The sequence below is a fragment of the Claveliimonas sp. genome (genome assembly GCF_037273965.1).
Classification (GTDB): domain Bacteria; phylum Bacillota; class Clostridia; order Lachnospirales; family Lachnospiraceae; genus Claveliimonas; species Claveliimonas bilis.
Genome location: NZ_JAYAZJ010000138.1, coordinates 1 through 12,241, shown reverse-complemented (window position 1 = coordinate 12,241; position 12,241 = coordinate 1). Strand labels below are relative to the sequence as shown.

At 42.1% G+C, this 12,241-nt stretch carries 8 protein-coding genes; 1 reads left to right on the top strand and 7 read right to left on the bottom strand.

All coding sequences use genetic code 11. The features are described from left to right. Positions 1–186: 186 nt before the first annotated feature. From WJ238_RS11915 to WJ238_RS11885, 7 genes are all read right to left on the bottom strand, one after another. Positions 187–1,008 carry a tyrosine-type recombinase/integrase gene (locus WJ238_RS11915; protein ID WP_230107487.1) on the bottom strand — a complete coding sequence of 274 codons (822 nt, stop codon included), beginning with the start codon at positions 1,006–1,008 and terminating at the stop codon, positions 187–189. Between the two features lie 215 nt (positions 1,009–1,223). Next, positions 1,224–2,879 carry a galactose/methyl galactoside ABC transporter permease MglC gene (locus tag WJ238_RS11910; protein ID WP_337607036.1) on the bottom strand — a complete coding sequence of 552 codons (1,656 nt, stop codon included), beginning with the start codon at positions 2,877–2,879 and terminating at the stop codon, positions 1,224–1,226. 18 nt (positions 2,880–2,897) lie between these two features. Next, entirely contained in the window at positions 2,898–4,406 is a 1,509-nt protein-coding gene (locus tag WJ238_RS11905; protein ID WP_316265949.1) for a sugar ABC transporter ATP-binding protein, read from the bottom strand. A 140-nt stretch (positions 4,407–4,546) separates the two neighbouring features. Then, entirely contained in the window at positions 4,547–5,827 is a 1,281-nt protein-coding gene (locus tag WJ238_RS11900; RefSeq protein WP_316267775.1) for a substrate-binding domain-containing protein, read from the bottom strand. A gap of 165 nt (positions 5,828–5,992) precedes the next feature. Beyond that, positions 5,993–6,610, bottom strand: coding sequence for a nucleoside recognition protein (locus WJ238_RS11895; RefSeq protein ID WP_316265952.1), 618 nt, complete (start codon positions 6,608–6,610; stop codon positions 5,993–5,995). A gap of 68 nt (positions 6,611–6,678) precedes the next feature. Next, positions 6,679–7,839, bottom strand: coding sequence for an AI-2E family transporter (locus WJ238_RS11890; protein ID WP_230107482.1), 1,161 nt, complete (start codon positions 7,837–7,839; stop codon positions 6,679–6,681). A gap of 1 nt (position 7,840) precedes the next feature. Next, entirely contained in the window at positions 7,841–10,375 is a 2,535-nt protein-coding gene (locus tag WJ238_RS11885; RefSeq protein ID WP_337607034.1) for a cation-translocating P-type ATPase, read from the bottom strand. A 337-nt stretch (positions 10,376–10,712) separates the two neighbouring features. Between WJ238_RS11885 and WJ238_RS11880 the strand changes: the two genes are divergently transcribed. Beyond that, a complete protein-coding gene (locus tag WJ238_RS11880) occupies positions 10,713–12,167 on the top strand; it encodes a sodium-dependent transporter (RefSeq protein ID WP_337607033.1) in 1,455 nt (484 codons plus the stop codon). The last annotated feature ends 74 nt before the right edge of the window (positions 12,168–12,241 follow it).

Below are 12,241 nucleotides of genomic sequence, written 5' to 3'. Positions count from 1 at the left end.
ATTTTTAATATATTTTTCTGGTTTTAAAAATTTATTTGATGTGCAGATAAAAATAAAAGGGGAAATATGGATTTTTGGCATAGATTTTCCGTTTTTTACATTTTTATAAAAAACTATTGACAAAAATTGGAAATTTATGATATAGAATAAGACAGAAAAACAACACAAGGCGGATTGTGTTGTTTTTTATTTGACTAAATCCATCTCATTGATTTTCTGACGGTGCTCTTTGCCGCTTGATACCAGATATTGCCTGGTAGTCTCAATGCTGCTATGACCTAAAATATCAGCTAATTTCAAAAGATCTTTCTCCCGTCTGTAAAATACACTTGCAAATAAGTGGCGTAAATTGTGAGGATAGACTTTCTCCGATGAAAGTCCCGCTTTTTCTCCCGCTCTTTTCATGCTGCGCCACAAGTTGCTCCGATCCAGCGGACGTCCTGTACGTGTTACAAACACGGGGCCTTCCTCTATGTTTTGCTCCTTGCAGTACTGCTTTAAACGTTCAATCAGTCGATCCGGTAAAAGGATTCTTCTTTGTTTTCCTTTGAGCAGAACATTGACGCTCCCTGTATCCAACAGTTCTGCCCGTATATGTTTCAGTTCTCCAATACGGATCCCGGTAGAGCACAGTGTTTCCACAGCCAGATACAAGCGCTTATCTTCCTCACATGCCTTTAGAAGGTTTTCATACTCTTTTCTCCCGAATTCCCTGGACTCCTCAATATATGCTTTTTTCTGAATGCGGATATATTTTACTTTCCAGGTTTCTCCCTTATATTCGAGATAATTATTAATAGCTGCCAGACGGTTATTTACCGTCGTTCCGCTATAACGTTCCTTCAGTCTGTTTCGATAGACAGCCATCCATTCTTTTGACAGAACATAATCTGGCTGCTGTATCATATCCCGAATTGTCCTTACATAATTTTTTTGTGTGGAAATCCCTTTTTCGCATTCAATCAGATATTTCCTAAAGTCTTCAAGCGCTTCTTCTGTGCTTTCCATATCTTGTTACGCTCCTTTCTTTTTGACATAAACAGATATTTTTTGTCTATATGGTACAAAAGACAGTATAGCGCGATTATATTAGACAACGGGGAAATAAAGTGAAAATTATATGACATATATTGCTGGTAAATATTTACAATTTAAGACAGGGTAAAATGCAATTTGGCACGTAACACAGAAAAAGTGCCACGTGCCAAATCAATTAAATTATATTATTTCTTCTGAACATATTTCAGACAGTCCAGTGTTACCGCTACAAGGATAATGATACCGGAGAACACGAACTGAAGGTTTGTGTCGATACCGAGGATTGTAAGAGAATAGGTAAGTGCGGTGAAGATAAATACACCAACTACTACACCGGAGATCTTACCGATACCACCGGTAAAGGATACACCACCTACAACGCAGGCTGCGATCGCATCCATCTCCCAGCCCTGTCCATAAGCTGCAGATCCGGATCCTACCATTCTGATACATTCCAGCCATGATCCGAATCCGTAAAGGATTCCTGCCAGAACGAAAGCTCCTACTGTTACAGCAAATACGGAAATACCTGAAACTGCTGCTGCTTCCGGGTTTCCGCCGACTGCATACAGATTCTTTCCGAATGTTGTCTTATTCCAGATGAACCATACAATTGCAATGGCTGCTACTGCCCAAAGGATAATAGTTGGGAAACCATTGACCTTTGGAATGATCATGTTCGGAATTGTAGGCTCGATCGCACCAAAGGATACACCTTTTGTTGCGTAAGTAACAAGACCGAAGATAACAAGCATGTTTGCCATTGTTGAAATGAACGGATGCATCTTAAATTTCGCTGTGAAAAATCCTGCAATAGCTGTGAAGAATGTACATAAAACAACACATGCTACCAGCGCCAGAACGATTCTTGCAACAATCGGCATAGTCGTAAAGTCAAAGATATGTCCGAACACGCCGCCTGTATTGATTCCCTGGTGCATGATGATCGTTGCTGTGGTCATACCCATACCAACCATACGTCCGATGGAAAGGTCTGTACCTGCAAGGAGGATCAGAGCTGCAACACCAAGTGCAAGGAACATTCTTGGTGAAGCCTGCTGCAGGATATTCAATACGTTATTGTATGTAAGAAGCGGTGATCCTTTTATCATCGGAGTGATGATACACAGGATGATAAAGATTAAAAGGATCGCAATATACAAACCGTTCTGCAGGAGGAATGACCTGCGGTTAAATGTATATTTGTAGTTTTCCCATCTTTGAGCCATTGTCTCTCCGAATGTAAACTTGGACATACGGAGCAGGTCGATCAAATGGTATCTGTATGAGAAAGCTGCATGTCTTCTGTCTTTGATCTGCTGAAGATTTTTCTGCAGTTCCATTTTAGCATCAAACAGCCTGTTCTTATGAACGTATTTTTCATCTTTGATTTCCTGGTGATCAGAAAGCTTGGAAAGGTTCTGCTGATGTTCTTTTTCCAGTCTGGCAACATCCTCTTTGTATTTTTCTTTTGCCAGCACTTTTTCCTGCTCGCAGCTTTCTTTTACCGGCTGATAATATTCTTTATCGAAATGAGCGTTCAGATATTTCTCTGCATCAGCAATCAGTTTAGATATTTTATCTTTATTCTGTGCCTCTACTGCCTTTGCCTTTCCCAGAGTCTCCTGAAGTTTTGCAATTTCTGCATCCTTCTCACTCTTTGTCCGGCTTTTGTCTCTTTTCAGTCCGTCCATAACGTTCTGGATTGAAACAACTTTATCTGTACCATCTTCTCTCAGGCTGTCAATCTCTGTCTGAATTTTCCCGACATAATCCTTAATTGGCGCAAGCAGCTCCATTTCCTGCTCTGCCGTAAGGACTTTACTGTTTCCATTAGCCATATCTATCAATCTCCCTCATTATAGGTATTTTGCACTGAGTCTTAAAAGCTCTTCCTGATTTGTCTCTTTCGTATTTACAATTCCGGAAAGGTGTCCGTTGGACATAACTCCGATACGGTTGGTAATTCCCAGAATTTCCGGCATTTCTGAAGAAACAACAATGATCGTTTTCCCTTCTTTTGCCATTTTAATGATCAACTCGTAGATTTCGTATTTTGCTCCGACATCGATACCTCTTGTCGGCTCATCCATCATGAATACCTGCGGATCTCTCTCCAGCCACTTTCCGAAAATTACTTTCTGCTGATTTCCTCCTGAAAGACTGGTGATCATATCATCAGGTCCCATACATTTTGTATGCATCGTCTTAATTTCATTTGCGGTTGCCTTTACCATTTTGGCATCTGAAAGTGCCAGGCCGGATTTATACTGATCCAGATTCGCAATGGTCGTGTTGAAGGTCAGGTCCGCTTTCAGGAAAAGTCCATTGGCTTTACGTTCCTCCGTAATCATGGCAAAGCCGTGATCCATTGCCTCTTTGGCACTGCTGAAGTTCATGAGTTTGTTATTAAAGTAAACACGCCCTGCTGCTCTGGTCCTCACTCCGAAGATTGTTTCCAGAAGCTCTGTACGTCCGGCTCCTACCAGTCCGTACAATCCGAAAATCTCACCTTCCCTTACATCAAAAGAAATATCCTGAAGGTATGGTTCAAATTTTGTAGATAAATGCTGAACAGACAGGATTACATCCTTCGGTGTATTATCTACTGGCGGGAATCTGTTCTCAAGAGAACGTCCAACCATCGCCGCAATCAGTTCATTCATATCTGTTTCTTGGGAACTCTTTGTCATAACAAGGTTACCATCCCGAAGTACAGATACCTCATCACAGATCGTAAAGATCTCATCCATTTTATGAGAAATGTAGATCAGAGCAATTCCCTGCTCCTTCAGCATTCTCATCATTTCAAAGAGCTTATCTACCTCCTGTACTGTCAGGGAAGAAGTAGGCTCATCCAGAACGATTACCTTTGAATTGTAGGAAATCGCTTTTGCAATCTCACACATCTGCCTCTGGGATACGGACATGTTCCGCATCGGCTGTGTAAGGTTAACTGTCATTCCAAGCTTTCTGAAAAGCTCAGATGCCTCTTTTTTCATTCGCCCCTCATCAACGATACCCATAGAGTTTACTGGATAACGTCCAAGGAATAAATTATCAACTACATTTCGTTCCAGACACTGATTCAGTTCCTGATGCACCATTGCAATGCCGTTTTCAAGAGCATCTTTTGGTCCGGAAAAACTGACTTCCTTTCCATCAAGGAAGATATTGCCTTCATCTTTCTGGTATGTCCCGAAGAGGCATTTCATCATTGTTGACTTACCGGCGCCATTTTCACCCATCAGTCCCATAACTGTTCCTCTCTTCACATCCAGATTGATGTGATCCAGAACCCGGTTACGACCGAAGGATTTGCTCATACCGCGTATCGATAAGACGATATCATCTTTCTTATCTGCCATTACTATTACTCCTGTATACGTATATTGATTTTCATGATCTATACCGGAAAGTTGTTTCCGGTATCTTCATAGTCCTAAATAGATTATTAGGGGAGAATTTCTTCTCCCCTATAATCGCCTCATCCCTATTCCCCAAAATTCTATTGACTAAGTATTGATGTGTAGGAACTTGCATTGTCTGTCTTAACCATGTTGATAGCAAATGCATCATACTGGCTTGGGTTTCCAAGACGGTTTGTGATGTTGGACTCTGTCTGTCCATCTCCACCGATGTATTCAACATCCAGGTTAAGAAGATCATCATAGTTCTGAAGAAGCGGCTGATATGTTGAGCTTAAGAAGTTATCAGAAGCATTGTAAATGTTCAGCCATACCTTCTTTGTTGCATGGTCTGCTTCATCAAGCTGGTTGGATACCGGCTCGTAAACTTTTGTAGAATCTGTAAATTCTTCATAGTTTTCAGCTGTTACTGCAACGTTCAGTGCGTAGTAAGAACGCTCATCTGCATTGTATGTATAAACATCGTCTGTCAGAACGTTTCCTGCTTCGTCTTCTGTTCCGATACCTGTATCAACATCTACGCCGTCCAGTGCGTTACGAAGTACACGAAGTGTCAGGTAAGCCTGTACGTCTGCATGCTGGCTGATTGTTCCGCCGTATCCTTCAGCGATAGCAGCTACAGCATCGTTGTTTGCATCATATCCGAATGTCGGAACTTTGTTGTCTTTTGACCATGCATTGAACATTGACATTCCCATTCCGTCGTTGTTAGAAACAACTACGTCAATCTGATCACCAAAGGAGGAAGACCATGTTCCAATTGCATTACCTGCTGTAGCTGCATCCCATGTAGCACCTGCAGAGTTTTTCATTTCCTGTGAAGCCAGCTCACGAACAACATATGTTTTTCCGCCTGCTTCAATGGAACCATCCTGTACTGCTGTTGCAGATCCGTCTGTGTTTGTTCCGATCGGATCGCTGTTGATTGCTCCGTCTGCCTCAACGCCTGTTCCAAGAGCTTTACGAACACCTCTTGTACGTGCGATAGAGTCGTTGTGTCCGATATCACCGATAGCCAGTACATATCCGATCACGCCGTCACCGTTACGGTCGATTGTATCGATGTTTGCTTCGATGTAGTCTTTTACCATTGTTCCCTGAAGTTCAGCACCCTGGTTTGCATCGAATCCTACGTAGTATGTGTCATCGTTGAAGCTAAGTGCTGTCATGTCAAGCTCTCCTGTAGAGCTGTTAGATGGCTGACGGTTGAACCATACCAGCGGTTTGTCTTTGTTAGCTACCTCTGAGCTTGATGAGCTGGAGGAATCGTCACTTGAGGATCCGCTGTCGCTGGAACCACATGCAGTAACAGAAAGCGCCAGTACTGCAGCCATTGTCAATAAGGCCATTTTCTTTTTCATTTTACTTTTCTCCCTTCTTTTTCGCACAACTCGTCTGTGCTTTTGTTGATATTGACAGTATATCTAAGAAGCAGATCATAAAACATAGAATTTTTTTTGCCTTTCATTGAAATTTTTTAATATTTTTTGTGTATTATCAACAAGAAATTTTAAAAACGGAGAGCTCTACGCTCTCCATTTTCGTTCTTTCATCTTACAATATACAACTGCTGCTCCCGTACTCACGGTAGTCGCCAGGATCCCTGCTCCCACAATAGCCGCCGGATTCACGCTTCCGTACTGGCTCCTGTAGGCGATAATATTAACCGGGATCAGCTGCAAAGAAGAGATATTGATGATCAAAAATGTACACATTTCATTGCTGGCAATCCCCTTCTTTCTTACCGGCCCGGGCAGGATTCCTCTTCTTCTGTCCTCTTCTACATTTTTCAGTTCTTCCATAGCCTTAAGTCCTGCCGGTGTCGCCGCCCAGCCAAGCCCCAGTATATTGGCAATGATATTCGTTGTAATATGCCTGGCAGCCGGATGACCTTTAGGCAAAGCGGGAAATAAAAAGCGGATGACCGGCCTCATTTTTCTGGCAAGGCCTGTGATCATTCCGCTTCGTTCTGCAATCTCCATTAATCCTGTCCAAAAGGCCATTACGCCTGCCATCGTTATACACAGTGTAATGGCCTCTTTGGAGGAATCCAGAGCTGCATTTGTAATTTCCACAAGATTTCCGGTACAGGCCCCATAAATGATCCCGGTCAGGATCATTCCGGCCCACAGATAATTGAGCATTCTTTCACCTGAACTGTCTTCTTTCTATATCTTATGAAAGCAGACGCCAGATATCACCAGAAATCTGTTTATTCTATTTCAGACGGATCAATCTGCTGCTGTTTCAGTTTCAGATACACGATCTCACGAAACAGTGCGTACAATACCGACACAATAGGAATAAAAATAAGCATTCCCACAATCCCCATCAGGCTTCCGCCTATACTGACTGCTGCCAGTACCCAAATAGACGGCAGTCCTACAGAATTTCCCACCACATGAGGATAGATCAGATTGCCTTCAATCTGCTGTAAAATTAAAAACAAAATGACAAAGATCAATGCTTTTACAGGATTTACCATAAATATAAGAAACGCACCGATGGCGCACCCGATAAAAGCACCGAAAATAGGAATCAGAGCAGTAAATGCTATTACAATACCTATCAGCAGAGCATATGGTATTTTTAAAACAGACATAGAAACCACAAACATGGATCCGAGGATTACTGCCTCCACACATTGCCCTGTCAAAAAACTGGAAAAGGTATTATAGGTAAGAGAAAATACCTCCAGCGCTGCCTCCGCTTTTCCTCTTGGAATAAAAGCGAACATTACCTTTTTCACCTGAATATTGAGCTTTTCCTTCTGCAGAAGAATATAACAGGCAAATACAAATGCAATAAAGAAAGTTGTCAGTCCACTGATAATACTCCTTGCCACTGTTATAGTGGAATCCAGCATATTGCCTGCACCATGGCGGAAAAAATCCACTCCTACTTCCATAATCCTGTTCCAATCAAAATTCAGGTTGCCAATCCAGCTTCTGATCTGTTCATTTCCTTCAAAAACATTTTCCGCCCACTTTTGTACTTTTGGCACAAAATTCTGGATACTGCTGCCCAGGCTTCCAAATGTAGCTCCCAGCTGCGGAATCAATATAAACATAACTACAGACACAACTCCAATTACCAGAATCAGAACCAGGATCAGACTGAAAGGCCGGGCAGCTTTTTTAAGCCACCTGGTCTTTTCTATTCTTTCCTCCGGGAAGAGATGGCGCTGAAAAAAATTCATAGGTACATTCAGTACAAACGCAAAGGCTCCTCCCAAAATAAAGGGAAAGGTAACACCAAAGATAAAGCGAAAAAACTCAAACACTACATCATATTTCCAGAGACATACGATAAGAAGTGCCGTAAAAATGATAATTCCTCTTATTTTTTTGATGTTTTCTTTATTTAAATCCATTTTATTTCCTCAATTTCTTTAAAAACTGTATGATCGGCAGGTTAAGAAGCGCCAGTCCATATACAGTCAGAAGCTGTGTTCCGTTTAATGTGACAACCTGGAAGATATTGTGAAGTCCAGGTATCATCAGCACGCCTGTGATCAGTAAAAGCCCTAATACGAATGCGCCTATCAGATATACATTATTGAAGAAACGATTCGTAAAGATCACCGGCTTGTTGGATTTACAGTTAAATCCATGTACCAGCCTGGATGTACATAAGGTTCCGAATGCCAGAGTGCTTCCAAGAAGACTGCCTCCCTGATTCAGACCGATCAAAAATGCAATTGTAGTCATGGCTCCGATACAGAGTCCCTCTGTTCCTATTCTAAGGAGATAATCCTTGGTAAGGATCGATTCGTTGATCGGTCTTGGTTTTTCCTTCATTACATCCTTTGTATGAGGTTCCAGACCCAGTGCGATAGCAGGAAGACTGTCTGTCAAAAGGTTAATAAACAAAAGATGTACGGGTTCAAACGGAACCGGCAAGCTTGCGATTGATGCGAACAAAACAGTAAGAATCGCTCCGAAGTTTCCGGAAAGAAGGAACTGAATGGAATATTTGATATTCCTGTACAGGTTACGTCCGTTTTCTACCGCCTTAACGATAGTAGCAAAATTATCATCTGTCAGCACCATCGCCGCTGCATCTTTGGAAACTTCTGTTCCCGTAATTCCCATTGCCACACCGATATCCGCCTGTTTCAGAGCCGGCGCATCGTTTACACCATCTCCTGTCATGGCAACGATGTTGCCTCTGTCCTGCCATGCGCGGACGATTCGGATCTTATGCTCCGGTGATACTCTTGCATATACCGAAATTTTCGGAACAAACTCCTGCAGCTCTTCGTCAGACATATTTTCAATGACTGCTCCCTCACAGGCTTCTGATTCATCTTTTAAGATTCCGATCCGTTTTGCAATAGCTGCTGCTGTTACCTTATGGTCGCCGGTAATCATGATCGGCTTGATTCCTGCCTCGATACATTCTTCAACTGCTGCTTTAGATTCTTCTCTCGGCGGATCCATCATGGATACCAGTCCGAGGAAGGTCAGATCATTTTCATCTTCCAGAGTAATAGCCCGGTCACCTTCGATTTCCCTGTAGGCAAAAGCCAGAACTCTAAGACCTCCTCTGGAGAATTCCATATTCTGGGCCTCGATCTTCGCCTTTTCCTCCTCTGTCATAGGCAATACATCTTTGCCAATGCGGACATGGGTCATTCTTGTAAGGAGAACATCTACCGCTCCTTTTACAACCATAATATGTTTTCCGCGAAGCTCATGCGCTGTAGACATCAGTTTTCTGTCGCTGTCAAACGGAATTTCTGACTTTCTTTCATAAGTATCTCTGACCTCAAGAGCCTCTTTGCCAAGACGGCTTCCCAGGTTAATAAGTGCAGTCTCTGTAGGATCACCGATTTCCTGACCGTCTGTGTTGGTGGAATCGTTGCAGAGAATACTGAAATGAAGCAGCATATTTTGATTTTCTTCATTCAGATCAATCTGTGCTGCCGGGATTCTTTTTTCATCCACATAGTAATCTTCCACTGTCATCTTATTCTGAGTCAGTGTACCTGTCTTATCGGAACAGACAATAGACACACTTCCAAGACCTTCTACTGCCTGCAGTTTACGGATAATAGCATGTTCTCTTGCCATTTTCTGAGTACCAAAGGAGAGTACGATCGTTACAATAGAACTTAATGCCTCCGGGATCGCCGCAACGGCCAGCGCAACAGCAAAAAGGAATGCATCTCCTACCGAACCGCCCTGGAAAATATTAATGGCAAATAAGATTCCACAGAAGATCAGTATTAATATAGAAAGTTTTCTTCCAAACTCATCCAGATTTACCTGAAGCGGTGTACGTTTTTCGGATGTGTTTTTCAAAAGGCTGGCAATCTTTCCGACTTCTGTTCCCATACCAATTCCGGTTACTTCAAAAGCTCCCCGTCCGTACGTAACAAAACTTCCTGAAAATACCCGATTCGTCTGATCACCAAGAGCCGCTCCTTCCGGAACCTCATCCAGAGATTTTTCTACGGAAAGACTTTCTCCTGTCAAAGCACTTTCATCTACTTTTAAGCTGGCACACTCTGCCAGTTTTCCATCTGCAGGTACACAGTCACCCGCCTCCAAAATAACACAGTCACCGATTGTAACCTCTCTTGCCGGAATCTGAATCAACGTTCCGTCACGAATAACCTTTGCTTCCGGTGCGGACATTTGCTTTAAGCTGTCCAACGACTGCTCTGCCTTAACGGTCTGTACAGTTCCCAGGATTGCATTCATGGTAATAACTACCAGAATAACAACAGTACTTTCCACATCTCCCAGAAATCCTGATACAATAGCCGCTATGATCAGTATGATAACGAGAAAGTCCTTATACTGTTCCAGAAAAATCTGAAAGACACTTTTTTTCTTTCCTTCTACCAGCTCATTAAAACCGTATTTTTCCTGGTTTTGTCTGGCTTGTTCGCTTGTCAGCATATTTTTCTCCTCACTTTCTTTTGCAATAAAACTCTTTGATGAAAAGGAACAAAAAAAGAGACTTTATTGCATAAAATTTGTTATGCAATAAAAGTCTCACTATTTCATTACGATACGGATGATTTCTCATCGTACTGACGTTATCGCAAACATACTATAAAATGTGTATGCTAGTTACTCCCTTTTATCTACAAACAAATATAAACGATATTTCCGGAACTGTCAACCTTATTTTTTCCAGAAATTCCCCCTTTTATGCACATTCTCTGATTGACAAGGCATATACTATTCCTTAGAATAGAAAGGATGAGAGTGTAGAAAATGAGGTTAAATAAAAATGAAAAGAGAAAAGTTTTCTTCCCGGCTCGGCTTTGTCCTTATCAGCGCCGGATGTGCCATCGGACTTGGAAACGTATGGCGCTTCCCCTATATTACAGGACAGTACGGAGGAGCTGCCTTTGTCATTATTTATCTGATCTTCCTGGCAATACTGGGACTTCCTATTATGACAATGGAATTTTCTGTCGGGCGGGCTTCACAAAAATCTGCAGCCAAATCTTTTGAGGTTCTGGAACCTGCAGGAACAAAATGGCACCTTACCAAGCTGGTTCCGCTTATTGGAAACTATATGCTTATGATGTTTTACACAACTGTCGGCGGCTGGACATTGGCTTATTTTTACAAAATGGCCTCCGGTCAGATGACCGGGTTAAACACCGCACAAGTAGAAACTACTTTCAGTGAATTTCTTGCAGATCCCGTACAGCAGATAAGCTGGATGCTGGTTGTAACAATTGTAGGATTTTTAATCTGTTCACGCGGCTTGAAAGGCGGTGTGGAAAAAGTATCGAAATACATGATGGGACTTCTGTTCCTCATTCTGATCGTACTGGTTATCCACAGTTTTTTCCTGGAAGGCGCAAAGGAAGGGCTTTCCTTCTATCTGATTCCTAATTTCAAAACGGCTCTTGAAAATTACTCCCTTGGAGAAATCTTATTTGCTGCATTGGGACAGTCTTTCTTTACTTTGAGTCTTGGAATCGGAGCACTGGCAATTTTCGGAAGCTATATCGATAAAGAACACTCTCTCGTTTCCGAAAGCCTGAATGTAGTAATCCTTGATACAACAGTTGCCTTCTTCTCAGGACTGGTTATTTTCCCAGCCTGCTTCACTTACAATGTGGATGCCGGAAGCGGTCCGAGCCTGATCTTTGTTACATTGCCGCAGACATTCAGCGAAATGGCCGGAGGGCGTGTATGGGGTTCCCTGTTCTTCGTATTCCTGGCTTTTGCTTCTCTTACAACAATCATTGCTGTATTTGAGAATATTATCGCATTTGCCATTGATTTTGGCTGGACACGTAAAAAAGCTGTTATTGTAAATATTATTGCAATCATTATACTTTCCCTGCCATGTGCTCTCGGATTCAATCTATGGAGCGGATTCCAGCCCTTTGGACCCGGCACAACTGTACAGGACCTGGAAGACTTTATTTTATCCAATACGCTTCTTCCGCTTGGATCTCTTTTATACCTTTTATTCTGTACTAACCGGTACGCATGGAATTGGGATAATTACTATACAGAAGTAAACAGCGGAAAGGGCCTGAAGCTTCCAAAATGGACGAAAGGCTACCTGACCTATATTCTCCCTTTGATCATCATCTTTATTTTGATCCAAGGATTTATTGAAAAATTAGGTTTTCCGGCAAATTATCTTCTTCCGCTGCTTTGTCTGATCTATCCGCTGTATCTGATTATACAGGCGAGAATGGTAAAGAAAAAAGGATAAATTGTACTGGGGACGTAGTAAAGTTAAACTTCAATGTCATTAAGTTTAGAAATTAGGATTCAAAAAAGCATGGA

Bases quoted from the DNA above. Each gene is read 5' to 3' on its own strand.
- WJ238_RS11915 (WP_230107487.1), bottom strand. From the start codon at position 1,008: ATGGAAAGCACAGAAGAAGCGCTTGAAGACTTTAGGAAATATCTGATT.
- WJ238_RS11910 (WP_337607036.1), bottom strand. From the start codon at position 2,879: ATGGCTAATGGAAACAGTAAAGTCCTTACGGCAGAGCAGGAAATGGAG.
- WJ238_RS11905 (WP_316265949.1), bottom strand. From the start codon at position 4,406: ATGGCAGATAAGAAAGATGATATCGTCTTATCGATACGCGGTATGAGC.
- WJ238_RS11900 (WP_316267775.1), bottom strand. From the start codon at position 5,827: ATGAAAAAGAAAATGGCCTTATTGACAATGGCTGCAGTACTGGCGCTT.
- WJ238_RS11895 (WP_316265952.1), bottom strand. From the start codon at position 6,610: ATGCTCAATTATCTGTGGGCCGGAATGATCCTGACCGGGATCATTTAT.
- WJ238_RS11890 (WP_230107482.1), bottom strand. From the start codon at position 7,839: ATGGATTTAAATAAAGAAAACATCAAAAAAATAAGAGGAATTATCATT.
- WJ238_RS11885 (WP_337607034.1), bottom strand. From the start codon at position 10,375: ATGCTGACAAGCGAACAAGCCAGACAAAACCAGGAAAAATACGGTTTT.
- WJ238_RS11880 (WP_337607033.1), top strand. From the start codon at position 10,713: ATGAAAAGAGAAAAGTTTTCTTCCCGGCTCGGCTTTGTCCTTATCAGC.